Here is a 26376-nt window from a genome sequence, read left to right on the forward strand (position 1 = left end):
GAGGTTTAATGATGTACGTAAAGCAATTAGCCAATACTATGGGCGTGACCCAAGACACAGTTCGTCATTACACGCGAATAAAGCTGCTTAATCCTATTCGTGGTGAGCGCAATGGTTATCAAGTGTATACCGCAGCCGATCAGCAACGTTTAAAGTTTATTATTAGTGCGCGTCAACTCGGTTTCTCAATAAAAGATATTCAACAAATTATTGCACAGTCGGAGCAAGGGCAGTGCCCTTGTCCGCTCACACGACAATTAATAGCAAAGCGACTAGAGGAAACAGAGCAGCACTTTCAAGAAACACTTAAATTACGCACGCGAATGCAAGCAGCGGTTAAACAGTGGGATAAATCGCCTGATGGGGCTGTAAGTGCAGATATATGTAGCTTAATAGAGACCTTTGTTGATCCAATCTCTGAAGTTAAAAATACTAAGGAAGCGTTATGAGTAATCAACCCACCACGCAAAACTTTATGATTGAAGGCGCAAATTGTGGCAGTTGCGTGGCTAAAATAGAGAAAGCACTGAAAAATGTAGAGGGTGCGCAGCGCGTTGAAATGAACTTTGCCGATCGAACTGTGCAAGTAGAAGGTTCGGCTAAGGCTGAGCAGCTAATGCACGCTGTCGCTGATATTGGCTATCAAGCTAAACCTATGAACAGTGATTCTCAACAAGACGCCCTAGATGAAAAAGCCGAAGCTGATAACGCGCACTACAAAAAACTTATGCGCAATATGCTATTGGCATTGGGTTTGGGTGCGCCATTAATGCTTTATGGATTAATCTTTGATATGAGTGTCACTAGCAATGCCCAGCGTATTGGCTGGTTTATTGTTGGAATGATGACGTTAGTCGTAATGATTGTGTCGGGTAAGCAATTTTATACTGGCGCATGGCAGTCATTTAAAAATCATACGGCTAATATGGATACCTTGATTGCGCTTGGTACGGGAACAGCCTGGCTATATTCAATGGTGGTGGTGAGCATGCCAAGTCTATTACCAGAGGTGGCTAGGCACGTTTATTTTGAAGCCTCAGCAATGATCATAGGCTTAATTAGTCTTGGCTTAGCTTTTGAAGTAAAGGCGCGAGGGCGTACCTCTGAGGCGATTAAACGCTTAATTGGTTTACAACCTAAAACGGCACGGGTGATCCGAGATAACCAAGAGCAAGATGTAGCTATAAGCCAAGTTATTAAAGGTGACTTGATTCGTGTCCGCCCTGGAGAGAAAATTTCAGTCGATGGAGATGTTATTGAAGGCAGCAGTACACTAGATGAATCAATGCTCACTGGTGAACCGATGCCGGTTAATAAGGATGAGGGTGACAAGGTTGTTGCTGGCAGTATTAATAAAAGTGGTACTTTGTTGTTTAAAGCAACCCATATAGGCAGCGAAACCACCTTAGCGAATATTATTAATATGGTTAAACGTGCACAAAACTCTAAACCCTCAATTGGACGCTTAGCTGATGTTATTTCAGGCATATTTGTACCCACAGTGATGATTATTGCGGTGCTAGCAGGCTTAGCATGGCTTAATTTTGGCCCACAGCCGAGTATTGCTTATGCGGTTGTTGCAATAACCACAGTTTTAATTATTGCTTGCCCGTGTGCACTTGGTTTAGCTACACCGATGTCAATTATGGTCGGCATAGGTAAAGCTGCTCAGTCGGGTATACTTATTCGTAACGGTGAAGCGCTACAAACAACAGCTAAAATCACCACCATGATCTTAGATAAAACAGGCACTATAACCGCTGGTAAGCCAACCGTGACCGATGTGGTTACGTTCAACCAAAGCGACAGTACCGAGGTGCTAAAGTTAGCAGCTAGCCTTGAAAGTAGTTCTGAGCATCCATTAGCCGAAGCCATTGTTAATTATGCTAAAAACCAAAATATCACCCTTGAAAAAGTCAGTAATTTTAATGCTATCACTGGACAAGGTGTGATCGGTACCATTAATGAGCAAAGCCTATTTTTTGGCAATCAGGCACTGATGAAAAGCCACAATATAGATATTGCAGAGGCAATACCTCAAGCCGAGCAGCTTGCTAGCGCTGCTAAAACGCCGATGTACTTTGCTATTGGCAATCAATTACATGCCATAATCGCAGTTGCTGACCCAATAAAAGAAGATTCAGCTGAGGCCATTAAACGCTTACAAAATAAAGGTATGCAGGTGGTTATGCTGACAGGCGATAACCAAGCGACCGCTAAAGCCGTTGCCAGCAAAGTCGGTATTACAGACTTTATAGCGCAAGTAATGCCAGATGATAAAGCCAGTGAAGTGACTAAGCGTCAATCTCAAGGTGAAATTGTAGGCATGACTGGTGATGGTATAAATGATGCGCCAGCATTGGCACAAGCCGATGTTGGATTTGCCATTGGCACTGGCACAGATGTAGCTATTGAAAGTGCGGATATAACGCTGATGCGAGGCTCACTTCATGGTCTTGCAGATGCCATTGCAATTAGTGGCGCAACCATAACTAATATTAAACAAAATTTGTTTGGGGCGTTTGTTTATAACATTGCGGGTATTCCGATTGCTGCAGGGCTGTTGTATCCGTTTTTTGGTTTACTACTAAACCCAGTCGTAGCTGGCGCGGCAATGGCTTTATCATCGCTTACTGTAGTCACTAATGCAAACCGGTTACGTTATTTTAAAGCCAGTAACTCGTAACTTTATTTATAGGGGATTTAATTATGTTATTAATTAATTTATTAGGCGTTTTACTTATTGTCGCTATTATTTATTGGTTTTGGTTGTATGAGCCGAAGTAAACAGTCATAGCAATCAAATAGCCATTACTGTGGGTAACGGGGTGTATTATTATCCAGCGTATATTAAGGTAGCAGCGAACAGGACTCTGACCCTGAGCTTTAATTGACAAGACAGTTCTCCTTGCGCTGAAACAGTTCCCCGCTCAAACTTGTGAAACGCCAAGTATAGGTGAAAATGCGGCTATTGAATTACTTTCGCTTGATGTTGGAGAATATGCTTTTCATTGCTAAATACAAATGTTTAAAGGGAAGTTTTTGGTTTTTTAATAAAACTAAACGTATCCCTGATGCGTATTCTCAAGCAGAAGACATAAAAGGTGTAGTATGAATAAATTAAACCCTAAAAAACTGCTAAATAGTAAATGGACTGCCATCCCAGCTATTAATAAAGAAAAGCACTTTATTATTGTTGAGGTAGAATTTGATGAAGACGCTAATGTGATTGAATGTATCACTGAAGCGGTGATGTCAAAAAATCAATATCCTATTCAGTGGCGCGACTTAAAAGACGAACAAAGATGGCGCCAAGGCTGGAAGTGACCCCATATACTCATGCCCAAATAAGTGGGTATGAGTGATATCAAATTAGTATCCCGCACGAGACTCATTCCTTACTTTTAGTATTTATTCGCCATACGGCGACAAATCCTGCTTTTTCTCTCCCGGTTAAAAAAAATAATTTATATTTTTCTACAAATCAATTTAAGTTGTTTATTTTCAATTTGTTATCTATTTAATTTAACCTGTTTAATTTCGCGTTGTTAATTTGTTCAGTGGCGATTTATTCCTATAGCGGCTCAGTCTTGTTGTTTTGAGTTTAATTAGAGATAGATGTGTCTTTTTTAGATGATTTAAGTTGTTGAATTTTAATGGGTATTTTTTTAGTTAAAAGTAGCTGTTGCAAAAGAGCAACAAAATGTTGGGCATTTTTAAGTAAAAATCACATTTTTATTTTTAACTTATTGTTTATAAATAAAAAATTAAACATGGCATCGAAGTTGTAATACCTAAGCTGTATTTAGCAAAAAGTGATTAAGCTTAACGCTTAACCTTACAACCCAATGAAGGAATTACGTTATGACAACATTTAAATCAACACTGGTATTAATGGCACTTGCTTCTTCATCTGTGGCGTTTGCTGCAACAGATTTTGACACAATGGATGTGGATGGTAATGGCGCAATAAGCCAAGCTGAAGCATCAGTAGACGCTTCACTTATGAGTAAGTTTACTGAGCTTGATACGGATAAAAACGGCGAGCTTTCTAAAGCAGAATTTTCTAAGGCTTAAAAGGCCAATGCTCAACGCTATTACATATTCTGAGTTGCCAAAGACAACCTAAATAGGCAAGGGAGCCTATGAAAGAGAATAACTAGGATGTACGGTTGTAGCGTTGAGTTAATTAATTTATACCCAAACATTGCATACTTTGAAGGATTAATATTATGAAAAAATTACAGTCAACTCTTGTACTTATGGCACTTGCTTCTTCATCAGCAGTATTTGCCAGCACAGACTTTGAGACTCTTGATGTAGATGGTAGTGGCGCAATTAGCCAAGCTGAAGCCTCGGTTGCGGCCGAACTTATGGAGCAGTTTGCAGAGCTGGATGGTGATGGCAATGGTGAACTTTCTAAAGACGAATTTTCAGCATACTAACTTTCTAATTCCCTAAGGATCTTTGAAAAGGATTTCTTACCCACTTTTTTATTAAGCTAAGGATTTATTATGAAAACATTTACTAAAACGCTTGCTTTAATTGCACTTGCTTCGTCTTCTGCCGCTTTTGCTGCGGTTGACTTTGATTCTTTCGATACTGATGGCGACGGCGTTATTAGCCAGCCTGAAGCACAAACTAATTCGCAACTAGCTAAATTATTTGATGACTTAGATATTGACGGGAATGGCGAATTATCTAAGCAAGAATTTGCCAAAGTTCAGTAACAAACACGCACAATCTTTAACGATACAGATAAAAGCAGCCGAATAATTTCTCGGCTGCTTTTTTATTTACTTATCTTCTAAACGTTTGGTTTTAAAATCAGATTCATTTATCCACTTAGGCCAGTCGCCATTATTGGCAAGTTGACTGGCTATATCTATAACCAGCTCGATATCTTGTTTTGCACCAGCTAGTGACCATGTATCTGAATAGTCGTCGGCTTCTTTATGGTATTTATGACTGATGTAGTCAGGGTCGGTATCACCTAAGCTCATAAACAGTAAACTTGGCACGCCTTGTTTAGCGAGTGAGAAATGATCTGATCTAAAAAACAATCCATTTTGTGGGCGAGGATCCATTTTTACCACGCGTCCTTGTGCTTTAGCCGCGCTTGCTAAGTAATGCTCCATTTCGGATAAGTTGCTACCGTATTGCAAAATATAATCGGTTTCATCGAGCACGTTCATACCATCGATATTTAATAATCCGACCATTTTTTTAGTGGCAATCATATTCCCATTGGCAAATTCTTCTGAGCCGATTAGACCTGTTTCTTCGGCGGTAAAGTTAGCAAACAGGATTGAGCGCTTAAACGGCTTTTGCTGATGCATCTTGCTCATAATGCGAGCAATTTCAAGCGTTGCTGCAGTGCCTGAAGCATTATCGACTGCGCCATTATAAATTTTAGGTCCACTGTCGGTTTGTTTAGTACCAAAATGGTCCCAATGGGCACTAATAATAACGTATTCGTCAGGGGTTTCACTGCCTGTAATTTGTGCAACCACATTATGTGATTTAGCGTGTGACACTTCATTTTTAAATGCAAGGTTCGCCTTTAAGTTCAATTCCTTGGCTTGAAATTGCTTACTTAATGCGTGTTGCTTTAATTGTTGATAATTTAAGTTTGCCGATGCGAATACTTGTTCAGCCGCATTAAGTGTTAACCAGCCCATAACTGGCAGTTCAGATGCATTAAGGTTGTTGTCCATCAAGCTATACTTGGTGCCCGTGTTTGAGCTTTCAACCACGCCCCAAGGGTATGCGGCTGGGGCTGTTTCATGAACAATAAATACCGCTTTTGCACCTTGGCGCGCGGCTTCTTCATATTTATAAGTCCAGCGGCCATAGTAGGTCATGGCATTGCCTGTAAATAGTGTATCGTCTTGGGTGGCAAAGCCCGGATCGTTCACCAGCACAATAACGGTTTTATCGGTTACATCAACATTGGCATAGTCATTCCAGTTATATTCTGGCGCGTTAATCCCATAGCCAACAAACACAATATCGCTATTGCGTACATCAATAATCGGCTGTAACTGCTTTGTACGGGCGGTGAAGTCTTTACCTGCAGTAAAGCTAAGCTCTCCCATAGTTAATTGCATTTTTTGATCTGCAGTTAGCATGGCCATTTTAACTGGCTGTAAATATTTCCCTTGATACGCGCCAGACAACCCCATAGCTTGGTATTGCTCACTTAAATAACCAACGGTTTTAACTTCACCTAAGGTAAGTGGGCCGCGTCCTTCAAAGTCATCTGATGCTAAGGTTTTAATATGCTGCTTAAGATTGTTTAAACTAACGCCTGAGCTGTTTTCAAGAGATGAAGCTGGCGTTGTAGGCTCAGAGCAACCCGTTAGTGCACTAGCTAAAAAAAGTGCAGTGATTTTTATATAAGACATAACTACTTAAAATAATAATTTTTTCGACTATAACCCCAAGTAACCGTTAAATGCGAATTTTTATCTCTTTTAACCTTATTTTTATGTCGCTTACCTCTTCACCTATTTACCCGTTCATCGCCTTTAGGTAAGTTAAAACAATAACAAAAGGGATAAAGCAATGAAGCAATTTAATCGTCGAGACTTTTTAAAAGCAGCCAGTGTTGCCGCAGCTGCAGGTGTAGTGAGTGGTTGTGCATCAAGTGGAAGTGCTAATGCAAGCGCACCAAAACAGCAAGGGCGCAGCGTTATTGGTTTAGTCGCGCCTAAAATGGATGTGGTTAGAGTGGGCTTTATTGGTGTGGGTCAGCGCGGTTATGGACATGTAAAGCGCATGAGCCATATTGAAGGTGCGCAAATAGTCGCTATTTGTGACACGCACACTGAGGTGCTAGAGCGAGCTGCCAATTATTTAGTTGATAAAGGGATAGCTAAGCCGGCGTTATATACTGGCACTGAGCGGGCCTATCAACAAATGCTTGAACGACAAGACATAGATATAGTCATTATTTCTACTCCTTGGGCATGGCATGCACCTATGGCTATCGATACTATGAACAGCGCAAAACATGCTTTTGTTGAAGTGCCCTTGGCACTGACTGTTGACGAAATGTGGCAGATTGTAGATACCGCCGAACGTACTCAAAAAAATTGCATGATGATGGAAAATGTGAATTACGGTCGCGACGAGTTAATGGTATTAAACATGGTGCGCCAAGGTGTATTTGGGGAGCTGTTACATGGCGAAGCGGCCTATATTCATGAGCTTCGTTGGCAAATGAAAGAGCTTGAGCACAAAACAGGCTCATGGCGAACGCAATGGCATGCAAAACGTGATGGTAACTTATACCCGACCCATGGATTAGGCCCTGTATCGCAATATATGAATATAAACCGTGGCGATAGGTTTGATTTTTTAACCTCAATGAGCTCACCTTCGCTGGGTAGAAGTGCCTATGCACAACGTGAATTTGCAGCGGATCATTCCCGAAATCAGCTTAATTATATTGCCGGTGATATGAACACGACACTGATTAAAACTCTCAAGGGGCGCAGTATTATGGTACAGCACGATACAACAACCCCTCGGCCATACTCTCGACATAATTTAATCCAAGGGACGAATGGGGTGTTTGCCGGTTTCCCTAATCGTATTGCGCTTGAAAATGGCGGATCAACAAGCTTTCATGAGTGGGATTATGATATGAGCGCATGGTATGAGCAGTACGACCATCCCCTATGGATTAAAATGGGTGAAGAAGCACAGCGCAATGGCGGCCACGGGGGCATGGACTTTTTAATGTTTTGGCGAATGATTTATTGCCTAAGAAATGGCGAACCGCTGGATCAGGACGTTTACGATGGCGCAGCGTGGTCGGTTATTTCACCATTATCAGCCCAGTCTGTGAGTGAGCGTAGCCGTTCAATTGATATTCCCGACTTTACTCGTGGTGCATGGCAAACAGCAAAGCCTTTAAGCATTGTAAGCTAAGGTTTATAGCAGGCACAAAAAAAGAGCGCATGCGCTCTTTTTTATTTAACAGTTTATTACAGTAGGGATCAGCTACTTCTTACATCTACTTTTAATTTAAGCTTTTGTCCTGGCTGCAAATATTTTTGTCCGGCAAGGTTATTCCATTTAATAATATCGCTTACCGTTAAATTAAACTTAGACGCTATACGCGCTAAAGAATCGCCTCGGCGCACTTTGTAGGTAATAGTACGATTAGTATTACTCGTCGACTCTTTAGGCTGGCTAGCTGACTTATAAACTACCAATTTTTGATTTAAACGCAGTACTGCATTTTTTTTCAGCTTATTCCACTTAGCTAATTCACTCATCGTTACATCGTATTCGCGGCTAATATCCCATAGGGTATCGCCACTTTTTACCGTATGAGAAAGTTTAGTGCGTAAACTTTTATTAGCGGCCGCACGTACTTGCTGAGGTAAATGTTCACTGTTAATTTTACCATCAGTGAGTGGTACTAAAATTTGTTGACCCACACGAATTACGTTTGAGTTAAGCTTATTTAATGACTTAATTGCGCTGATACTAGTGGTAAATTTATCTGCAATCACCGACAAGCTATCGCCACGTTTAACCTTATATTGCTGCCAACGAAGACGGTTTTTAATCGCTGTAGCGGTAAGCTTTTCAGTGAATTGCTCTACTTTATCGGTAGGAAGTAATAAAAAGTGTGGGCCATCAGGATCGGTTGCCCAGCGGTTAAACCCTGGATTTAATCGATATAGTTCGGTAAGGGTCATATCGGCCATATCCGCAGCCAGTGCTAAATCTATTTGTGACTCAATATTAACCACTTCGACTACTTGTGCGTTAATTATTGGCTTCCACGACACTTTAAACTCATCTGCACGTTTTAATAAATCAGCTAAAGCTAATAATTTAGGCACGTAGGCGGTGGTTTCACGAGGTAAATCTAGTGACCAAAAGTCGGTAGGCAAATGCTTTTTACGATTCTTTTTTATCGCACGCAGCAAGCGGCCTTCACCTGAGTTATAGGCGGCAATTGCGTTCAGCCAATCACCTTCAAGGGTTTTGTGTAAGTATGAGAGATAATCAAGTGCAGCGCGAGTAGACTGCACAATATCGCGACGACCGTCATACCACCAGTTTTGTTTTAAATCGAAACGCTCGCCGGTTGCGGGCATAAACTGCCAAATACCCGATGCAGTACGGTGCGAATAGCCATAAGGGTCGAACGCACTTTCTACAATGGGTAAAAGTGCAATTTCGATGGGCATTTCACGCTTTTCAATTTCTTCAACAATAAAATGTAAATACGGCTCAGCACGTTTAGAAATGCGATCTAGGTATGCCTGATGACGTGCATAATAATTACGCTCAGCGACCACTGGGCGATTTTGTGGAATATCAATAGATAATTGGTAACGAATACGCTCCCAAACATCGTCAAACACAGGGGCTTCTTCTTCAATATCATTTACTTGTTGATATTGCGCATTAATCATTAATGCAGTGCTAATATCATTTGGGCTGGCGCCTTCAAGTTGGTTTTGAACTTGATTTTGTGAATCTGTGTCTAATGTTGTCAATGTTTGACAACCGCTTAGCGTCATCGCTAAAACCAATAAAAGAGGAGATTTATTCATAAATACCAATACATAGGGTAAAAAACTCGGCGAATACTACTCATTATGAGCCAACATTGCCACTTGTCATCGTTAAAAATCCAAACAAATATAATTAGAAAGTGTTAACTTATTGTTATTTAAAATGAACAGTTAATTATTTTTGTTACTGGCTTAAAAATTATCTTTGAACATCCTCAGACTAGCAAAGTTTTCCCAAGGTTCATTGTTTTTTGTAACTAAACAATACTCTTTTGGTAATGACTTTGTAATATCGGGCAAATTACTACGCATAAAAGGGTTAACTTTAAGCTCTTGGCCTATGGTGCTTGGCAAGCTTATTTCATCATTTTTTCGCAATTCATCTACTTTCTGGCTGTAAGCGAGTAATTCGGGGTTTCGTGGCTCAACCGCTTTTGCAAAGGCCAAGTTTGCTTGGGTGTATTCGTGGGTGCAATATACTTTGCAATCACTTGGCAATGCTCGCAACTTATTAAATGAATGCCACATTTGCTCTGGGCTGCCTTCAAATAAGCGCCCACAACCACCACTAAATAGGGTGTCGCCAGTAAAGGCCAGTGCATCATTAATATAACAAATATGGTCTAGGGTGTGCCCAGGGGTGGCTATAATTTCAAATGGAATGTTTAAAACGCTAATTGTATCACCTTCATTTAAAGGCGTTGTTATTCCCTCAAATGGGCTATTACTTGGGCCGTAAACTGTGATGTTAGGGTACTGCTTTACTAATTGAGCTACGCCATCGGTATGATCATAATGATGATGGGTAATTAAAATACCGCCAAGGGTTAAGTTATGCTGTGCTAAATGCTCTAAAACTGGCGCTGATTGCCCAGGATCAACCACCCACGCTTGGTTATTCTGCTCGGTGGTTAAGCACCAAATGTAGTTATCAGAAAAGGCTTTAATTGCTTTGACTTGCACCATGTATCGTTGCTCTATAAAGTGGTATTTAATTAATATTATAACGAGCTTATATAATGAAACCAGCCCTTAGTTTTCAAGAAGGTCCCAAACCGTTGTCCTGGCAGCAGTTTCCGCATGGTGATTATTTACGTTGTGATATAGAACGCAAATTGTCGCCGTGGTTACCGCGTATGTTTGGCTATCATATGCTTAAATTAGGTAATTTAAGTGCTGAGCTAGATACAAGCAAAAGCTCCATTAAGCATCAAGTATGCGTTGCAGAGCCTGGCCCATACACGGGGGTGGTTGCCGATATAGACGAACTGCCTTTTTATGAGCACTCTATAGATGCTTGCATTATGAGCCATTGTTTAGAATATCACTCAGATCCACATCATATTTTACGTGAGGCTCATCGAACCCTTATTCCAGGCGGTTATATCGCCATTACGGGTTTTAATCCGTTTAGCTTTTGTGGGTTAGCGCAGTTACTGCCGTTTAGCCGTCAAAAATTACCGTGGACAGGCCGATTTTTCACACCAGCACGGGTTAAAGATTGGCTAAATTTACTTGGATTTGAAATTGTGGCCGATGAGCGCTTTATTTATTCGTCGTTGGCACGCGGTAATCGCTTATCGCGGTTCGCATTTTGGCGCAGCTTTACCAAGCAATATTTAAAACCTATGGGGAGTGTGTATATGCTGGTGGCACGAAAGCGTGTTGCGCCACTTACGCCAATAAAACCTAAGTGGCATGCTCGCCCACAATTTGCCCCAATAAAAGGGGTAGGGCTTAGGCAAACCTCAAAACAGCATTATCAACAAAATAAAAAATAGCATGATGTAGAGGGTTACGGTTGGTAACCTTCATCATCGAGTAAATTGTTGCTGCTGGCTGCATCACGAGCAAGGTCGTCAACAATTTCGTTATATTTGTGGCCACTGTGGCCTTTTACCCATTTCCAGGTAACGTTGTGCTCGGCACAGGCTTTGTCGAGACGTTTCCATAAATCGACATTTTTAACCGGTTTTTTAGCAGAGGTTTGCCAACCGCGTTTTTTCCAATTGGTGATCCAAGACTCAATACCCTGCTTAACATATTGGCTATCGGTAGTCAGGGTTACAGGGCAGGCACGATTAAGAGATTCTAGCGCCACAATGGCTGCCAGCATTTCCATACGGTTGTTGGTTGTAAGCTTATAACCTTGGCTTAATTTTTTTTCATGGGCTTCATAAATCATAAAAATACCATAACCACCGGGGCCTGGATTACCTAAACACGAACCATCGGTGTAAATCTCTACGGTTTTTTGCACTGTTTTACCTTGATATTATGTACAATAAAGTGATTATAGAAAGATACCAGAGTCAGGCTTAATTCGATATGGCACGCAGACAAATAGTTTTAGATACAGAAACCACCGGCATCGACCCTAAACAAGGGCACCGTATCATCGAGATCGGCTGTGTGGAGCTTATGAATCGCCGGTTAACCGGCAATAATTTTCACGTTTACATTAATCCGCAGCGCAGCATTGAAGAAGAAGCAATCGATGTTCACGGTATTACTAATGAATTTTTACGCGATAAACCGCTTTATCGTGATATTGCCCAAGAGTTTTTTGACTATATTAAAGGGGCTGAGTTAGTCATTCATAATGCGCCGTTCGATATTGGCCATATGGATAATGAATTTGCGTTATTAAATCAAGGCTATCAAAACACCCATAGTTTTTGTGGTGTGCTTGATACCCTTAAAATGGCGCGTGACTTGCATCCAGGGCAAAAGAACAACCTAGATGCACTTTGTCGCCGCTACGATGTTGATAACACTAAGCGGACGTTACACGGCGCCTTACTGGATTCTGAAATTTTAGCCGATGTTTACCTGGCAATGACCGGGGGGCAAGTAAAGCTAAACCTAAATCAAAACAAAGATGACTCAAGTGAAGATCAAAAAGGCGGTATTAGACGCCTAAGTAGCGACAGAGCACCTTTGGTAGTTATAGCAGCTAACGATGCAGAGCAAAGCGCACATCAAACGCGTTTAGACATTGTACAAAAGGAGGGCGGCCATTGTTTATGGCGCGCTGAATAGGGCATTATTATGAAAACGCTATTAGTAGTTTCACTGCTTTTAATTGCCGTGTGTTTCCACCCCGATGCACACAGTGTAAAGCAAGTTGAAGAGTTAAAAGGCAGCGGTAAACAAAATGAAATCCCGTTACTGGATAACCGTTTTCGTGTTGATGACAAAATTGATGAAATAAAATTAATATTTTTTAGACGCCCAGGATCGCCTGCCGTAATTTTAGTAAGACCCGATGGTACTAAATACTTTGCAACCAATGCGGTGAGAAACACTAGTCTTGATTGGTACGATGAATTAAATTATGACTTAGTGGTTATTCGCAATCCCATGCCTGGGCCGTGGCAAGTTATTGGCCAAATAATGCCAGAAAGCCGCATTGTTGTTATTGGTGAGTTATCGCTAAAAGTAGACCCACTGCCTAAAATTCTGTTTCAGGGTGAAACTGTAAAGGTAACTGGTGAGATTTTAAATGATGGCGAGCCGATTCGCGCCAACCTATTTAAAGATGCGGTATCGCTTAATGTAAGCTTTGTGAGCACCAATAATGAAAACTTTGAAAACTTTGGTGCAGGCATACAGCAAGTAACTGAATTCAAAGATGATGGCTACGGGTTCGATGAAAGCGCTAAAGACGGTGTCTTTACCGGTGAGTTTACCTTAAATTTCACACCTGGCGAGTGGCGCCCTGAGCTTTATATTACCACTGATGTATTAGAGAGGCGGGTGGTTCAAGAACCTATTGTTGTGCATGAGCCGCCTTTTAGCTTCACCTCCATTGAAGCAACTGAGGAGGGGGAAGATCACCGTATTACCATCAATATTGATGATAAGCTTTTAAAACCTGAAACGGTGATCATGCAAGGTAAAATTTATTACCCCAATGGCGAAGAGCAGGTATTTTACTTAGATAGCAACAGCACCACAGCAAGAGAGCTGGCTTTACAAGATTATGGTTGGGGACGCTACAATATTGAAATCTCTGTTTTTGGCTCAACAATCAATGACCGAGAGTTTATGGCTACATTGCCAACCTATTTATTTGAAATAGAAAGACCGATTGAAGTGATTCCAGAAATTCCAGTTGCCAGTGTTAGCGAACCAGAAATTATTCCTGTGCCAGTTGTAAAACCAAAAGTAATGGCCACGGGATTAATGATTAGTTTAATTGTTGGTGGAAATTTGGCCATTTTATTTATAGGTTGGTTATGTATTCGTGTTTTTGTGCAGAACAAACCATTAAAACTTAAATTGAATTTAGCTTTTTTAAATAAAAAGAAAGCTGTTGAGTCAAAAAAAGCTGAACAGCAAAAATCAGATGAACCAGAAAGTAGCTCAAAAAATGATAAATCAGGTGGAATTTTAAACCTTTCGATGTCAGATGACTAAAAAACCTGTAAAAAAACAAAAAAGCCCTTGACGAAGCAGGGGCTGGTTCGTATTATTCACGCCGCTGTCAGGGGAGACTCAGACAGAAACGAAAATGCGGAGTGGTAGTTCAGTTGGTTAGAATACCGGCCTGTCACGCCGGGGGTCGCGGGTTCGAGTCCCGTCCACTCCGCCAATTTTCGACAATTTGTAAGTATGCGCTGGAGTGGTAGTTCAGTTGGTTAGAATACCGGCCTGTCACGCCGGGGGTCGCGGGTTCGAGTCCCGTCCACTCCGCCAACACTTACACAACATATGGTTGTAAAACATATTCTTATTATGGAGTGGTAGTTCAGTTGGTTAGAATACCGGCCTGTCACGCCGGGGGTCGCGGGTTCGAGTCCCGTCCACTCCGCCAATAAGAAAAAATAACAGTTTAAATACGCGCTGGAGTGGTAGTTCAGTTGGTTAGAATACCGGCCTGTCACGCCGGGGGTCGCGGGTTCGAGTCCCGTCCACTCCGCCAACTATTTAAACACTGTTATATTACAAAATTTGTATGCTGGAGTGGTAGTTCAGTTGGTTAGAATACCGGCCTGTCACGCCGGGGGTCGCGGGTTCGAGTCCCGTCCACTCCGCCAACAAATTAAGTAATGACAAGTAAAAAGATATCTCTGCGGAGTGGTAGTTCAGTTGGTTAGAATACCGGCCTGTCACGCCGGGGGTCGCGGGTTCGAGTCCCGTCCACTCCGCCATTTGATATCGTAACAAAATTAGTAAGTGCATTACCCCATGCACATACCACTGCGGAGTGGTAGTTCAGTTGGTTAGAATACCGGCCTGTCACGCCGGGGGTCGCGGGTTCGAGTCCCGTCCACTCCGCCACTTGTTATTTCCTCAATAACAAGTTAAAAAATACTTCCCTAATTAATAACAGCTAATATATTTTCTATCAGCTATCAGCTATCAGCTATCAGCTATCAGCTATCAGTCACAATTAACAAGTCAGCCTTGATAGGCTTGAGTTAAAAAAAACCTAGTTTAATTTTTAGTTTAGTTCAAAGCTTTACGTGTTATCAAAATTCAAATTATCTTTTAAAACAGTTCTTATTGTCCTTAGGCTAAGTCATAACGCCGCAGATGTAAAAAGCTTATCTTTATAGTGAACTATTAGGGTGAATCGCTGTTGATGATACAAACGGTTTCAGAGCTTCTGATGCTGTTTCAACTTGCTATAAAAGGTTTGTCGCTATTAGAAAATGACGCTACTTTATCGTTATTGTTTTTTAAAGCTGTTGGGGTGGGTTTTGTTTATTATAAAAGTTTATTTATAATATAAAGCTGATCTAAAAAGGATATTTTATGATTGAAGTGATTGGCTTAAATAAGCAGTTTGCCGCCAACGTTGTATACCATGATTACAATAAGGTGTTTAGCAGCCAAAAAGTGTGTATTGATACACCTAACGGCCAAGGCAAAACCACGTTACTTATGATGCTAGCGGGGCTTGAAAAGCCGCAAAGTGGCACATTTTTATTTGCAGGGGAAACACTTAAAGAACTAGATAAACAGGTCGCTATTGCTACTGATCGTATTGCTTTACCAGATTTTTTAACTGCCAATCAAATTATACATTTATCTGTTAGTACACTCGGTTGCCCATGGCCTAATGCAATGGTTAGTGGTTTTAATTTTGGCGAATTTCTTAATACGCGTTTTGATGCATTATCCTCAGGCAATCAAAAAAAGTGCCAGTTAATTTTAGCATTAATGCGCAAGGCACCTTATCTATTACTTGATGAGCCGAGCGCAGCCCTTGATCAGGCAAGCATCCAATATCTTCTTTCCTTACTTGACACTTACTTAGCAGATAAACTAAACGGGCAAATTATTATTACTTGTCACGAACCTACTGTGTTTGTTGAACATGGCTTTGAGCGCATATCGTTATGAATATTGCACCAAGTAAACACCCATTAGCTCAATATAGAGTGTTTATGGGTTACCGGTATTTAGCTTATAACCAAGAGCTTAAGCAATTATTATTACAACTGAAAAGTTTTGGGTTGTTATTTTTAGTGGTGTTAGGCTCATCGATGTTGGGTTTGATATTGCTACTTTTTTTAGGTCTCGGAAAAATTATAGACAGTAGCGCAGCACCACAATACGGTGCACAAATGGCCTTATTTTATTTGTTATTACAAAGTGTGATGTTCAGCGCAATGAAGTCAGCAATTAAAAATAGTCAGCAGCGGCTATTCCAGCAAACTATTGCGCGATCAGTGTGGTTATATTTAGTTGATATTAAATTATTAACGCTAAGCAATGCTTGGTTAATAGCCAGTGTATTAATTGCGCTAGATTTAACGCTATCACAATGGGTTAAAGTACCGCACTTTGTTGTATTTATGTTGTTGCAATTTAGCTTGGGCGTTTTGTGCATATACAAACCCAGCGCACTGATATATGGCTTTATATTTAGCACGATATTAGTGTGTGTTCCTATTTATATGCAACCGCTCACCTATCATATAGGCTTTGCTTTACTGTTTACGCTGAGTCTTTTTGTTCCCGTGGTTAATGTTAACGGGCGAATTGCAGTAAGTTCAATATTTGGTTTTTGGTTTTGTTATTTACTAAACCATAGCTGGGTACTTGTTTGGCGCGTGTCGCTACTTTTATGTATATTTATGGCATCAGCGGCACTAATAAACGAACGTGCTGATTTGGTACCTATACTCGTAGTGTTGACCATGGCTTTTATTGTGCTCTTTAGTAGCTCTTTGCAATTTGATTGCGGTAAAGTTCACGAGCAGTATCGATTGTTTTTTAAAACATGCCAGCGAGAACTTGCCTTTTATATTAGCCAGTTTTTACCTAGCCTATTGCTGTTTTTAGTAGCAACGATAAGTTATAGCGTTATTTTTGGTCACATTCATATTGCATTATTTTTTATTGGTAATATGTGGTGTGTAATACAGGTTTACTTTGCGCAAAAAAAACCAGCGCATTATGCGCTGGTTTGGCTAATTTTAGCAGGGTTAATGCTAGCTTTACTAAATTAGTTAAGCTGCATCTGCCTTTTTAGCTTTAGCTTTGCTATTACGCGCTGCTTTGCCGGCAAGTAAATCTGCAGGGTCAAAGTCATCAACGTTAATCACGTCTAGACGATCTTTTTCAACTGCAGCAAGCTTATCGGCTTCTGCTTGGCTTAAAATACCCGCTTCTAAACCCATTTGCGCCACTTTATCAAGCTGGAAGAATGGCAGCTTTACGCCTTTCTCCTTACATACACGCTCAAACAATGGCTCTACTTCTAGAACGTCTTTAAGCGTTTGCTCTTGACGGCCTACAAGGTTAAGCGGTTCGTTTGTAAGGTATACATAGCTTGCTAAACGATTACGTGTTTCGCTAGGAACTTGTAACAACTGCGCTAGTTTGTGCTCAAGTTTGTCGGTAGGTTTACGAACCGGACGACCAAACGGGAATAACAATACTTTTAAAACACCACGTAGTGGAGCCGACGGCATATTATTGATTAAATCAGCAAGTGCACGCTGGCAGTGGTAAAGGTGATCCTGACAGCTCCATTGAACCAATGCAAAATCTTCTTTTTTACGGCCTTCGTCGTTGTAACGTTTTAGCGTTGCAGATACTAAGTAAAGGTAACTTAATAAGTCGCCTAAACGGGCTGAAATACGTTCTTTACGTTTAAGAGAACCACCAAATACCGCCATGCTAATGTCTGACATAAGTGCAAGTGATGCACTAAAGCGAGACGCAATACGGTAAAACTCTGCCGTTTCGTCTTTGTATGGCACGCTAGTAAAGCGAGCGCCAGTAAGCGCAAGCCACTTAGTACGTACTAAGTTAGACATGGTAAAGCCAATGTGACCCATTAGCGCTTTGTCAAATACGTTAAGCGCTTCTTCGCGGTCTTCAATTTCACACGCACCTAGCTCGGTAAGTACAAATGGATGACAACGAATTGCACCTTGACCATAAATAATCATATTACGGGTCAAGATGTTTGCACCTTCAACGGTAATGGCAATTGGTGCACCTTGATAGCCACGACCCAAATAGTTATTTGGCCCAAGCATGATCCCTTTACCGCCTAGCACGTCCATTGCATGAATGGTTGAATCGCGCATTTGCTCGGTAAGGTGGTACTTAATAATCGCCGACACAACTGATGGCTTTTCGCCTAAATCAACTGCGCCAGTAGACATGCTTACTGCAGCGTCTGAGCTGTAAGCATAACCAGCAAGTTTAGCCATTGATTCTTCAACCCCTTCCATTTTACCAATAGGTAAGCGGAATTGACGACGAATACGGCTATAAGCACCGGTTGCTACTGCAATCATTTTAATGCCACCGGCTGAATTTGACGGCAACGTAATAGCACGACCAACCGATAAACATTCAACTAGCATACGCCAGCCTTGACCAGCCATTTCTGGGCCGCCAATAATGTAATCAAGTGGGACGAAAATATCTTTACCGCGAGTAGGGCCGTTTTGGAACGGCACATTAAGCGGGAAGTGACGACGACCAATTTCTACCCCAGGGGTATCTGTTGGGATAAGTGCACAGGTAATACCTGGCTCTTTAACGTCGCTTAATAATCCATCTGGATCTTGTAACTTAAATGCTAGACCAAGTACCGTAGCTACAGGCGCAAGTGTTATGTAACGTTTGTTCCATGTAAGGCTTACACCAACTACTTCTTCGCCATTCCATTGCCCTTTACAGACTACACCGTAGTCTGGAATTGAGCTTGCATCAGAACCCGCCTCTGGCGAGGTAAGTGCAAAACATGGAATTTCTTGACCGCTTGCTAAACGCGGTAAGTAATGATTTTTTTGGTCTTCAGTACCATAGTGCTGTAATAGCTCACCTGGACCTAACGAGTTAGGTACACCAACAATTGACGAAAGCAATGTTGATTTACTGGTTAGTTTTTGCAGTACACACGATTGTGCAAATGCAGAGAATTCTAAGCCGCCGTATTCCTTTTTAATGATCATGGCAAAGAACTTGTTATCTTTTAGATATTGCCATACATCCTGAGGTAAATCAGTCAGCTCATGCGTAGCTTCCCAATCATCAAGCATACTACATACAACTTCAACAGGGCCGTCGATAAATGCCTGCTCTTCAATAGTAAGTTTTGGAACTGGATACTGGTGAAGCTTTTTCCAATCTGGATTACCACAAAATAAATCCGCTTCCCACCACGTAGTACCGGCATCAATAGCTGACTTTTCGGTGTCAGACATGCTCGGTGTTACTTTTTTAAAGATGGTGAAAATAGGTTTGATAATGTATTGCTGGCGAATACCAGTAACAGAAAGAGGCACTGCGATGATTAAAAAGATCACCCAGCTAATTAAACCAAAAGCACCAGCAAAGGTACCAATTAATAATGTTGCGGTAGAAACACCAAGTGCTGTGTTCCAACTCGCTCTGTGGTAAAGCGCAATGCTGAGCAGTGCGATTAAACCAAGTGTAAATATGAGTGTCATTGCTAATTCCTTAATAGAGGTCAGACCACCTCGTTTAGAGTAGCGCTAGTAACGCTAAGTTTCAAGTACATTACTTAGATTAAAGTGTAGTTATCGGTACGATTATTACAATCCGTTGTATGTTATACGAACAGTTTGACAGTAATCGTTTATTTTGGCTTGTTATAAAAAATATAAGCGTTAAAAAATCACTTAATCTAATAGTAATATAAGTTTAATTAAGTAAATATACTTATGATGTTCAGTGTACGCTTATTAAAAATAGAACGATATTAATTGATATCGTTCACGACACCATTTACCGCCGTTTTTGTGTGTTATAAACAATCAAAGTGTTGTGCTTAAGCTGTGAAGGAGCTAAGAGTCGAGAAATGATACATAGTATATTAGATAATATTGAATGATTAATTAGTAGTATTTGGTAGGAGGTAAATTGATAATACCTAATAAATTAAAAATGAATGATGAGGTTAGGATAATTGCGCCTTCAAGAAGTTTATCAATTATTGACAAAGAGACTCGAGAAATAGCAAATAAAAGATTTGAAGAGCTTGGCCTCAAATTATCATTTTCAAAAAACTGTGAATTAATAGATGATTTCTCGTCTTCATCCATAGAAGAAAGAATTGAAGATTTACATGAAGCATTCTTAGATAAAAAAGTAAAAGCTATCTTTACTGTTATCGGGGGCGATAATGTAAATCAATTACTAAAGTATATTGACTATACGATTGTTAAAAGAAATCCAAAAATTATTTGTGGTTATTCTGATACTACAGCTTTATCAAATGCAATATTTCATAAAACTGGACTAGTAACTTACTCTGGGCCTGCATACTCAACTCTGGGAATGCTCAAGGGGATTGACTTTTCAATAAATTATATTAAAAAGTGTTTATTCTCAAGTGCTCCTTATGAAGTTATAAATCCAGCACAGTGGAGTGATGACTTATGGTTTATAGATCAGGAAAAAAGAAACTTTTATAAAGACAATGGTATAAAAGTTTTAAACCATGGCAAAGCAGAAGGAAAAATAGTTGGAGGGAACCTTTGCACTTTAAATTTACTTCAAGGAACTGAATTTATGCCTGATTTAACAAATTCTGTATTATTTATTGAAGATGATGAGTTAACATCCCCTTCAAACTTTGACAGAGATCTTCAATCATTAATTCATCAAAAACATTTCGATAAAGTTAAAGGAATAGTCATTGGGAAATTTCAATTAAAGTCAGAAGTATCTGAGGTCTTACTTAAAAAAATTATAAAATCTAAGCGAGAGCTAGCGTCAATCCCCGTGCTTTATAATTTAAACTTTGGACATACAACACCCCATATATGTTTTCCTATTGGTGGATTTGTGAAAATAGATACGGAAAGTTATAAACAGATAATAATAGAAAAACATTAGCTAAGAAATATTCGAGTCAATAGCCTTAATATAATTATCAATATAAATTTGTATCCACTTGCTAACGCTCTTCAGCTGTTTAACAATAACGTCATTAAAGAAATAAAAATAAATTATATGCACACAAAAATCCAAAGTGAAACCAAAACTGTGACCGCGTGCCAGATTTAATTGTTTATTTAGTTTTAATTTATTGAATTTAAGGTTTATTTATTTTATGTGTGAATTACTTGGCATGTCAGCCAATGTGCCAACGGATATTTGTTTTAGCTTTTCAGGGTTGTTGGAGCGTGGTGGAAATACTGGCCCGCATAAAGACGGCTGGGGCATTACTTTTTATGAAGGTAAAGGGTGCAGAACCTTTAAAGATCCAGAGCCAAGTTACCAGTCAGAAATAGCAAAGCTGGTAAAAGCGTACCCAATTAAAAGTGTATCGGTTATTAGTCATATTCGCCAAGGGAATCGTGGTCGGGTGTGTCTTGAAAACACTCATCCGTTTACCCGAGAGTTGTGGGGGCGCGAAATAACCTATGCACACAATGGGCAGCTTTCAAATTATCACGATTTAAAACCAGAGTATTATCGCCCTGTGGGAAACACCGACAGTGAACTCGCTTTTTGTTGGTTACTTGACAAAATTCGCGAAAAATACCCAAAGCGCCCAAGTAATATGGCGTCGGTTTTTAGATATGCCGCCAAGCTTTCACATACACTGCGTGAAAAGGGCGTATTTAATATGTTATTGACCGATGGTGTATTTGTTTTAGCGTATTGTACTAATAACTTACATTATATAACGCGCCGTGCGCCATTTGGTAAAGCTACATTGATTGATGCTGACATGGTGATCGACTTTCAACAAGAAACCACACCAAACGATGTAGTAACGGTTATAGCAACAAGGCCATTAACTAATGATGAGCGCTGGCAAAAAATGCAGCCAGGAGAGTTTGTGTTATTTAAAATGGGTGAATTAATGTAGCTTGGGTAGCTAGAGTGAAACGAAACCCGACTCAAAGTTTCAAATTGATAAAGTGTATAAGTGTTAAAAATGAAAAACCCAAGTTATGTTTGTCACACTTGGGCCTTTCATTTGCACCTTGTAAGCAATTTACTCTGGTGTTATTTCGTTTTTCACTTCTGCAGGTAAAGCAGGTGGGTTGATCACGGTAAACGATTTCATTTGCACTTCAAACTGCTCCACACCTTTTTCACCCTTCCACATGCGCACTAGCATGTAATCCATTTCTGGGGCAAACCAGGCTAAAGCTTGGCGTTTATCGTTATCGTATAAGCGTTTAACTTTCACTGCTTCTACATTACCTATAGGCAGAGAAATCATTTCGGTTTCTACCACTTCAAAGTCGTAGTCACGGCAATTACCTTTTTTATCAACCAACGGAAACGAGAAGTTGGTTTTGCCTTTTTTAAGACCTTCACGAACTTGTACTTGATAAGAAATACCATCTTGGAAGTTATCATGCCATTGGCATTTTAACGGGTAATCGCTGGTGTTACTGGTAACCGTTTTGGTTTGACGGTCAAAGTTAATTTCATACTTTTTGTCAGGCCCAGTGCCTGTGCGGATCATAGCGTACTGAATTGGCTCTACGTTATCATTTATAAAGCTAAAGGTTGATGACTCCTGACGTGAGTCAGAGAAAATCATCCATTCAATATCGCTGTGGTAAGTGACTTGGTAGTTATTATTATCGAGTTTTTTTAGTTCACGCTCGGCTTTGCCATGATTAGTGCCTTTGCGCAAAATATCATAACTAGCTTGGTACTGGGTTAACTCGCCTGCAATCAGGCTGGTAGGAAGTAATAAAGTGCCCGCACATAGTAGCCAAGCACTTAATTTTTTATTTTGGGTAGTGCGCGCCGTGTGCAGGAAGTTGTTTTTCGTCAAGAACTGCATAATCTGCTTCCATCGTAAGTCGTTGTTCACTGAACCACTTGACCACCAAAGGATAAATTATGTGCTCTTGCGCATGCACACGTTTAGCGAGCGTGTCTGCTGTATCGTTTGCTAATACAGGCACTTTAGCTTGAAGAATAACGGGTCCGCCATCTAATTCTTCAGTTACAAAGTGAACACTAACGCCGTGAACGTCGTCTTTTGCATCAATTGCTCTTTGGTGGGTATTCAGCCCCTGGTACTTAGGCAACAAAGATGGATGAATGTTCAACATTTTTCCAACATATTTTTGCACTAAGCTAGGAGTTAGAATACGCATAAACCCAGCTAATACAACTAGATTTGGTTCAAAAGAGTCAATTATATGCATTAACTGGGCATCGTAAGCTTCGCGTGAGTCAAACTCTTTATGACTCAGTACTTGCGTAGCAATGCCTACACTTTTTGCACGCTCTAACCCATATGCGTCTGCTTTATTACTAATAACAGCCGCAATATGAGCGTTTATCTCGCCGCTTTCACAGGCATCAATAATGGCTTGTAAATTTGAGCCACTGCCTGAGATTAAAACTACTAGACGAGTGGGTGCCATTACGCAGCACCACCTACAATTTCAACTTGCTCTTCGCCCGCAACCGCATCTTGAATTTCACCAAGGTGCCATGCGTTTTCGCCAAGATCTTTTAAAATGTTAATGCTGTTATCAAGTTGATCTGCAGGTACAACTAACACCATACCTACGCCACAGTTGAATGTGCGGTACATTTCGTGAGTGGTAATATTGCCATTTTCTTGCAACCAACTAAATACAGTAGGCCACTGCCAGCTATCACCTTTAACAACCGCTTTAGCAGATTCAGGTAATACACGAGGGATATTTTCCCAAAAACCGCCACCAGTAATATGCGAAAGCGCATGCACATCTACTTGCTTAAACAACTCAAGTAATGGCTTAACGTAAATGCGTGTTGGTTCTAAAAGGTGCTCACCTAAGGTTTTGCCATCAATCACTTGGTTAGTATCAGCGTTAGAGACTTCTAATACTTTACGAATTAGTGAGAAACCGTTTGAGTGAGGGCCGCTAGAAGCAAGCGCAATTAGCTGATCGCCTGCAGCTACTTTAGTGCCATCAATAATTTTTGATTTTTCTACCACACCGGTACAAAAGCCTGCCATGTCGTAGTCTTCACCATCATACATACCTGGCATTTCAGCTGTTTCGCCACCAATTAGGGCACAACCTGAAATTTCACAACCTTTACCAATACCGGTTACTACGTCGGCTGCTGTGTCTACATCTAGTTTACCCGTTGCATAGTAATCTAGAAAAAACAGGGGTTCAGCGCCTTGTACTATTAAATCATTTACACACATCGCAACTAAGTCGATACCTACGGTATCGTGCTTTTTAAGGTCAATTGCTAAACGTAACTTAGTGCCAACACCGTCAGTGCCTGCTACAAGTACAGGTTGCTTATAACCTTCAGGAATTTCGCAAAGTGCGCCAAAACCACCAATTCCGCCCATCACTTCAGGACGACGAGTTTTTTTAACTACACCTTTAATACGCTCAACAAGTGCATTACCAGCGTCGATATCTACGCCCGCGTCTTTATAGCTTAGAGACTGTTTTTGTTCGCTCACAGGTTTTCCTCAAAATAGTTGTTTTGATGCTTACTTAGAAACGCGCGTATTTTACAACAATTGCAGGGGCGCGGCTAGTTGAAATCTAGATTTGATTTTAAAGACAAGGACACTTGTCCGCTAATTGTTGCATTAGTAAACAAAAAAAAGCGCCCAATGGCGCTTTTTAACATGGAAATAAAAATTAATACTACAAATTAGGCTTTTGCTGTAAGTATCGCTCTAAGTGGAGCAGAGTAGCCTTCAATGGTTTTACTGGTGTCAGTAGGGTCTAAAAAGTCAACTAAAGATTCGTTTTCCATCCAGTCAGTTTTACGCTGCTCGTCGAGCGTTGTAATAGCGCAATCTTTAATTTGCACATCTTTAAAGCCAACACGTTCCATCCACAGTTTTAATGCAGCAGTGCTTGGAATAAACCATACATTACGCATTTTCGCGTAGCGGTCGGTCGGAACCAGTACGGTGTTTTCATCGCCTTCAATAACTAAGGTTTCAAGCACCAGCTCACCGCCTGGGCGAAGCTGTGCTTTTAATTGCGCTAAAAAGTCGATAGGTGAGCGACGGTGATAAAGTACTCCCATCGAAAATACCGTATCAAATGCTTTAAGTTCTGGTAGGGCTTCAACACCTAATGGTAATAAATGCACGTTTTCATCAGGGTTAAAGTGTTTAATAGCCTGAAATTGGCATAAAAATAAGTCAGATGGATCAATACCTACCACAAACTGAGCACCTTCACCGCGCATACGCCATAGGTGATAACCCGAGCCACAACCAATATCTAATACAGTACGGCCTTTTAATGGCTCAATATGCGGTAGGAGTCGATCCCATTTCCAGTCACTGCGCCATTCTGTATTAATGTCGATACCGTGCACATTAAATGGGCCTTTACGCCAAGGCATCATCCGTTTTAATAAATGCGTGGTTTGTTTTTGCTCGCCTTCAGTCATTTCGCCAGGCGCGCCTATTGCTACTTTGCTGACAATATCAACGTGGTTTGTTGATACCTCAGGTAAGTTTTTTAGTACTTTTTGCCATTGAGGCAAATCGCCATGGCTAGCCTCTTGTTGCCAATGCTTTAATTGCGCGGGCAAGGTTTCTAGCCAGTGGCTAAGTGGGCTTTGTGCAATTGCAGCGTAAAATTGGTTAAACCATGCAGACATGTGTCACTCTCTAAATTATTTAATTGCTACCATTGAGCAAAAATTAAAACATTGATACCACACTTGCGTTTGGCTAAAACCAATGTCGCTTAAACGTTGTGTATGTGTGCTAAGTGTATCGGGGCGCATTACGTTTTCAATGGCGGTACGCTTTTGGCTTATTTCAAGCTCAGAGTAGCCATTATGACGCTTAAAGTCGTGGTGCAAGTCAATCAATAGGTTATCGCATTGCTCGTTTTCGGCTTTAATTTTTTCACTTAGTAGCAAAACGCCACCGGGCTTTAAATTAGCGTATATTTTTTCAAGTACCGCTTTGCGCTGCGCTGGTGGAATAAACTGCAGGGTGAAATTCATCGCCACTACCGATGCATTTTGAATATCGAGCTCGTTGATATCACCTAAAGTTACAGTTACAGGAACGTCTGATCTGAACCCTTGTAAATGGACCTTACAACGCTCCACCATGGCTTGTGAGTTATCTACAGCAATAATGTGGCAGCTATCAGTTTGAATATTACGGCGCATACTTAGGGTAACCGCCCCTAACGAGCAGCCTAGGTCATACAAATTTGAATTTGGCTGAGCATACTCACCGGCTAATTTCCCCATAGTACTGACTATGGTGGCGTAACCGGGTACCGAGCGTTGGATCATGTCGGGAAATACTTCAACCACATTTTGATCAAAACTAAAGTCTTTTACTTGTTGCTCAGAGGCATAAATACTGTCTTTTATACTCACGAAGGCAGTCTCTTTGAAAATA

Annotated in this window: 24 protein-coding genes and 7 tRNA genes; 21 read left to right on the top strand and 10 right to left on the bottom strand. The window is 40.7% G+C overall.

Features of this window, described 5'->3' with window-relative positions:
- The first annotated feature begins 11 nt into the window (after window positions 1-11).
- The 6 genes from FHG08_RS09050 to FHG08_RS09075 all read left to right on the top strand — a co-directional run bounded on the left by FHG08_RS09050 (window position 12) and on the right by FHG08_RS09075 (window position 4730).
- A complete protein-coding gene (locus tag FHG08_RS09050; protein WP_138596719.1) occupies window positions 12-449 on the top strand; it encodes a MerR family transcriptional regulator in 438 nt (145 codons plus the stop codon).
- Window positions 446-2686, top strand: a complete 2241-nt coding sequence (locus tag FHG08_RS09055) for a heavy metal translocating P-type ATPase (RefSeq protein ID WP_178955598.1) — start codon at window positions 446-448, stop codon at window positions 2684-2686. Before FHG08_RS09050 ends, FHG08_RS09055 begins: the two co-directional genes overlap by 4 nt.
- A gap of 425 nt (window positions 2687-3111) precedes the next feature.
- The gene (locus FHG08_RS09060; RefSeq protein ID WP_010391412.1) at window positions 3112-3327 is read left to right on the top strand and encodes a TIGR02450 family Trp-rich protein; all 216 of its coding nucleotides are present in this window, start codon (window positions 3112-3114) and stop codon (window positions 3325-3327) included.
- Between the two features lie 537 nt (window positions 3328-3864).
- On the top strand, window positions 3865-4077 hold the full coding sequence (locus tag FHG08_RS09065) for a calmodulin (RefSeq protein ID WP_178955600.1): 213 nt from the start codon (window positions 3865-3867) through the stop codon (window positions 4075-4077).
- A gap of 155 nt (window positions 4078-4232) precedes the next feature.
- Window positions 4233-4445 (top strand): calmodulin, encoded by a 213-nt coding sequence (locus FHG08_RS09070; protein ID WP_178955602.1) that lies wholly within the window; start codon window positions 4233-4235, stop codon window positions 4443-4445.
- Between the two features lie 69 nt (window positions 4446-4514).
- Window positions 4515-4730, top strand: coding sequence for an EF-hand domain-containing protein (locus FHG08_RS09075; protein WP_178955604.1), 216 nt, complete (start codon window positions 4515-4517; stop codon window positions 4728-4730).
- A gap of 66 nt (window positions 4731-4796) precedes the next feature.
- Here the strand turns inward: FHG08_RS09075 and FHG08_RS09080 are convergent, their stop codons facing one another.
- Window positions 4797-6407, bottom strand: a complete 1611-nt coding sequence (locus FHG08_RS09080; protein ID WP_178955606.1) for a M28 family metallopeptidase — start codon at window positions 6405-6407, stop codon at window positions 4797-4799.
- Between the two features lie 160 nt (window positions 6408-6567).
- On the opposite strand from FHG08_RS09080, the gene FHG08_RS09085 reads away from it, so the two are divergent.
- Entirely contained in the window at window positions 6568-7938 is a 1371-nt protein-coding gene (locus FHG08_RS09085) for a Gfo/Idh/MocA family protein (RefSeq protein WP_178955607.1), read from the top strand.
- A 68-nt stretch (window positions 7939-8006) separates the two neighbouring features.
- Here FHG08_RS09085 and FHG08_RS09090 read toward each other — a convergent pair whose 3' ends face one another.
- Window positions 8007-9584: a LysM peptidoglycan-binding domain-containing protein gene (locus FHG08_RS09090; protein WP_178955609.1), complete on the bottom strand. Its 1578-nt coding sequence runs from the start codon at window positions 9582-9584 to the stop codon at window positions 8007-8009.
- A 153-nt stretch (window positions 9585-9737) separates the two neighbouring features.
- Window positions 9738-10511 (bottom strand): hydroxyacylglutathione hydrolase, encoded by a 774-nt coding sequence (gloB, locus tag FHG08_RS09095; RefSeq protein WP_178955611.1) that lies wholly within the window; start codon window positions 10509-10511, stop codon window positions 9738-9740.
- 53 nt (window positions 10512-10564) lie between these two features.
- On the opposite strand from gloB, the gene FHG08_RS09100 reads away from it, so the two are divergent.
- The gene (locus FHG08_RS09100; RefSeq protein ID WP_138606196.1) at window positions 10565-11326 is read left to right on the top strand and encodes a class I SAM-dependent methyltransferase; all 762 of its coding nucleotides are present in this window, start codon (window positions 10565-10567) and stop codon (window positions 11324-11326) included.
- A gap of 14 nt (window positions 11327-11340) precedes the next feature.
- Here FHG08_RS09100 and rnhA read toward each other — a convergent pair whose 3' ends face one another.
- Window positions 11341-11805, bottom strand: a complete 465-nt coding sequence (gene rnhA / locus FHG08_RS09105; RefSeq protein ID WP_138606194.1) for a ribonuclease HI — start codon at window positions 11803-11805, stop codon at window positions 11341-11343.
- A 68-nt stretch (window positions 11806-11873) separates the two neighbouring features.
- Between rnhA and dnaQ the strand changes: the two genes are divergently transcribed.
- From dnaQ to FHG08_RS09160, 11 genes are all read left to right on the top strand, one after another.
- A complete protein-coding gene (gene dnaQ, locus FHG08_RS09110) occupies window positions 11874-12587 on the top strand; it encodes a DNA polymerase III subunit epsilon (protein WP_010391424.1) in 714 nt (237 codons plus the stop codon).
- 9 nt (window positions 12588-12596) lie between these two features.
- Window positions 12597-13967: a TIGR03503 family protein gene (locus tag FHG08_RS09115; protein ID WP_178955613.1), complete on the top strand. Its 1371-nt coding sequence runs from the start codon at window positions 12597-12599 to the stop codon at window positions 13965-13967.
- 98 nt (window positions 13968-14065) lie between these two features.
- Window positions 14066-14142 (top strand) — tRNA-Asp (locus FHG08_RS09120).
- A 27-nt stretch (window positions 14143-14169) separates the two neighbouring features.
- Window positions 14170-14246: transfer RNA gene (locus FHG08_RS09125), tRNA-Asp, on the top strand.
- A gap of 41 nt (window positions 14247-14287) precedes the next feature.
- Window positions 14288-14364, top strand: a tRNA-Asp gene (locus FHG08_RS09130).
- A 31-nt stretch (window positions 14365-14395) separates the two neighbouring features.
- Window positions 14396-14472, top strand: a tRNA-Asp gene (locus FHG08_RS09135).
- A 38-nt stretch (window positions 14473-14510) separates the two neighbouring features.
- A tRNA-Asp gene (locus tag FHG08_RS09140) sits at window positions 14511-14587 on the top strand.
- A gap of 37 nt (window positions 14588-14624) precedes the next feature.
- A tRNA-Asp gene (locus tag FHG08_RS09145) sits at window positions 14625-14701 on the top strand.
- Window positions 14702-14754: 53 nt separating this feature from the next.
- Window positions 14755-14831: transfer RNA gene (locus FHG08_RS09150), tRNA-Asp, on the top strand.
- A gap of 477 nt (window positions 14832-15308) precedes the next feature.
- A complete protein-coding gene (locus tag FHG08_RS09155; protein ID WP_178955615.1) occupies window positions 15309-15899 on the top strand; it encodes an ATP-binding cassette domain-containing protein in 591 nt (196 codons plus the stop codon).
- Window positions 15896-17011, top strand: a complete 1116-nt coding sequence (locus FHG08_RS09160; protein WP_178955617.1) for a DUF6136 family protein — start codon at window positions 15896-15898, stop codon at window positions 17009-17011. The genes FHG08_RS09155 and FHG08_RS09160 overlap by 4 nt, the downstream gene beginning before the upstream one ends.
- On the opposite strand, the gene fadE is transcribed toward FHG08_RS09160, so the two are convergent.
- Window positions 17012-19474: an acyl-CoA dehydrogenase FadE gene (fadE, locus tag FHG08_RS09165; RefSeq protein ID WP_178955619.1), complete on the bottom strand. Its 2463-nt coding sequence runs from the start codon at window positions 19472-19474 to the stop codon at window positions 17012-17014.
- Between the two features lie 433 nt (window positions 19475-19907).
- Here fadE and FHG08_RS09170 point away from each other — a divergent pair, with 433 nt between their 5' ends.
- Window positions 19908-20885: a S66 peptidase family protein gene (locus tag FHG08_RS09170; protein ID WP_232735458.1), complete on the top strand. Its 978-nt coding sequence runs from the start codon at window positions 19908-19910 to the stop codon at window positions 20883-20885.
- A 217-nt stretch (window positions 20886-21102) separates the two neighbouring features.
- Window positions 21103-21867 carry a class II glutamine amidotransferase gene (locus tag FHG08_RS09175; RefSeq protein ID WP_178955621.1) on the top strand — a complete coding sequence of 255 codons (765 nt, stop codon included), beginning with the start codon at window positions 21103-21105 and terminating at the stop codon, window positions 21865-21867.
- Between the two features lie 129 nt (window positions 21868-21996).
- Here FHG08_RS09175 and FHG08_RS09180 read toward each other — a convergent pair whose 3' ends face one another.
- From FHG08_RS09180 to cmoA, 5 genes are all read right to left on the bottom strand, one after another.
- Window positions 21997-22794, bottom strand: coding sequence for a DUF3108 domain-containing protein (locus tag FHG08_RS09180; RefSeq protein ID WP_232735522.1), 798 nt, complete (start codon window positions 22792-22794; stop codon window positions 21997-21999).
- Window positions 22748-23395 carry a phosphoribosylglycinamide formyltransferase gene (gene purN, locus FHG08_RS09185; protein ID WP_054202175.1) on the bottom strand — a complete coding sequence of 216 codons (648 nt, stop codon included), beginning with the start codon at window positions 23393-23395 and terminating at the stop codon, window positions 22748-22750. The genes FHG08_RS09180 and purN overlap by 47 nt, the downstream gene beginning before the upstream one ends.
- Entirely contained in the window at window positions 23395-24447 is a 1053-nt protein-coding gene (purM, locus tag FHG08_RS09190) for a phosphoribosylformylglycinamidine cyclo-ligase (protein ID WP_055011761.1), read from the bottom strand. Before purM ends, purN begins: the two co-directional genes overlap by 1 nt.
- 197 nt (window positions 24448-24644) lie before the next feature.
- Window positions 24645-25613, bottom strand: coding sequence for a tRNA 5-methoxyuridine(34)/uridine 5-oxyacetic acid(34) synthase CmoB (gene cmoB / locus FHG08_RS09195; RefSeq protein ID WP_178955623.1), 969 nt, complete (start codon window positions 25611-25613; stop codon window positions 24645-24647).
- A 15-nt stretch (window positions 25614-25628) separates the two neighbouring features.
- A complete protein-coding gene (gene cmoA / locus FHG08_RS09200; protein WP_008111640.1) occupies window positions 25629-26354 on the bottom strand; it encodes a carboxy-S-adenosyl-L-methionine synthase CmoA in 726 nt (241 codons plus the stop codon).
- Window positions 26355-26376: the final 22 nt, after the last annotated feature.

This window comes from Pseudoalteromonas sp. Scap03, assembly GCF_013393115.1.
Taxonomy (GTDB): Bacteria; Pseudomonadota; Gammaproteobacteria; order Enterobacterales; family Alteromonadaceae; genus Pseudoalteromonas.

Excerpts from the sequence above, each read along its gene's own strand:
- FHG08_RS09050 (WP_138596719.1), top strand. The coding sequence starts at position 12 with ATGTACGTAAAGCAATTAGCCAATACTATGGGCGTGACCCAAGACACA.
- FHG08_RS09055 (WP_178955598.1), top strand. The coding sequence starts at position 446 with ATGAGTAATCAACCCACCACGCAAAACTTTATGATTGAAGGCGCAAAT.
- FHG08_RS09060 (WP_010391412.1), top strand. The coding sequence starts at position 3,112 with ATGAATAAATTAAACCCTAAAAAACTGCTAAATAGTAAATGGACTGCC.
- FHG08_RS09065 (WP_178955600.1), top strand. The coding sequence starts at position 3,865 with ATGACAACATTTAAATCAACACTGGTATTAATGGCACTTGCTTCTTCA.
- FHG08_RS09070 (WP_178955602.1), top strand. The coding sequence starts at position 4,233 with ATGAAAAAATTACAGTCAACTCTTGTACTTATGGCACTTGCTTCTTCA.
- FHG08_RS09075 (WP_178955604.1), top strand. The coding sequence starts at position 4,515 with ATGAAAACATTTACTAAAACGCTTGCTTTAATTGCACTTGCTTCGTCT.
- FHG08_RS09080 (WP_178955606.1), bottom strand. The coding sequence starts at position 6,407 with ATGTCTTATATAAAAATCACTGCACTTTTTTTAGCTAGTGCACTAACG.
- FHG08_RS09085 (WP_178955607.1), top strand. The coding sequence starts at position 6,568 with ATGAAGCAATTTAATCGTCGAGACTTTTTAAAAGCAGCCAGTGTTGCC.
- FHG08_RS09090 (WP_178955609.1), bottom strand. The coding sequence starts at position 9,584 with ATGAATAAATCTCCTCTTTTATTGGTTTTAGCGATGACGCTAAGCGGT.
- gloB (WP_178955611.1), bottom strand. The coding sequence starts at position 10,511 with ATGGTGCAAGTCAAAGCAATTAAAGCCTTTTCTGATAACTACATTTGG.
- FHG08_RS09100 (WP_138606196.1), top strand. The coding sequence starts at position 10,565 with ATGAAACCAGCCCTTAGTTTTCAAGAAGGTCCCAAACCGTTGTCCTGG.
- dnaQ (WP_010391424.1), top strand. The coding sequence starts at position 11,874 with ATGGCACGCAGACAAATAGTTTTAGATACAGAAACCACCGGCATCGAC.
- FHG08_RS09115 (WP_178955613.1), top strand. The coding sequence starts at position 12,597 with ATGAAAACGCTATTAGTAGTTTCACTGCTTTTAATTGCCGTGTGTTTC.
- FHG08_RS09155 (WP_178955615.1), top strand. The coding sequence starts at position 15,309 with ATGATTGAAGTGATTGGCTTAAATAAGCAGTTTGCCGCCAACGTTGTA.
- FHG08_RS09160 (WP_178955617.1), top strand. The coding sequence starts at position 15,896 with ATGAATATTGCACCAAGTAAACACCCATTAGCTCAATATAGAGTGTTT.
- fadE (WP_178955619.1), bottom strand. The coding sequence starts at position 19,474 with ATGACACTCATATTTACACTTGGTTTAATCGCACTGCTCAGCATTGCG.
- FHG08_RS09175 (WP_178955621.1), top strand. The coding sequence starts at position 21,103 with ATGTGTGAATTACTTGGCATGTCAGCCAATGTGCCAACGGATATTTGT.
- purN (WP_054202175.1), bottom strand. The coding sequence starts at position 23,395 with ATGGCACCCACTCGTCTAGTAGTTTTAATCTCAGGCAGTGGCTCAAAT.
- cmoB (WP_178955623.1), bottom strand. The coding sequence starts at position 25,613 with ATGTCTGCATGGTTTAACCAATTTTACGCTGCAATTGCACAAAGCCCA.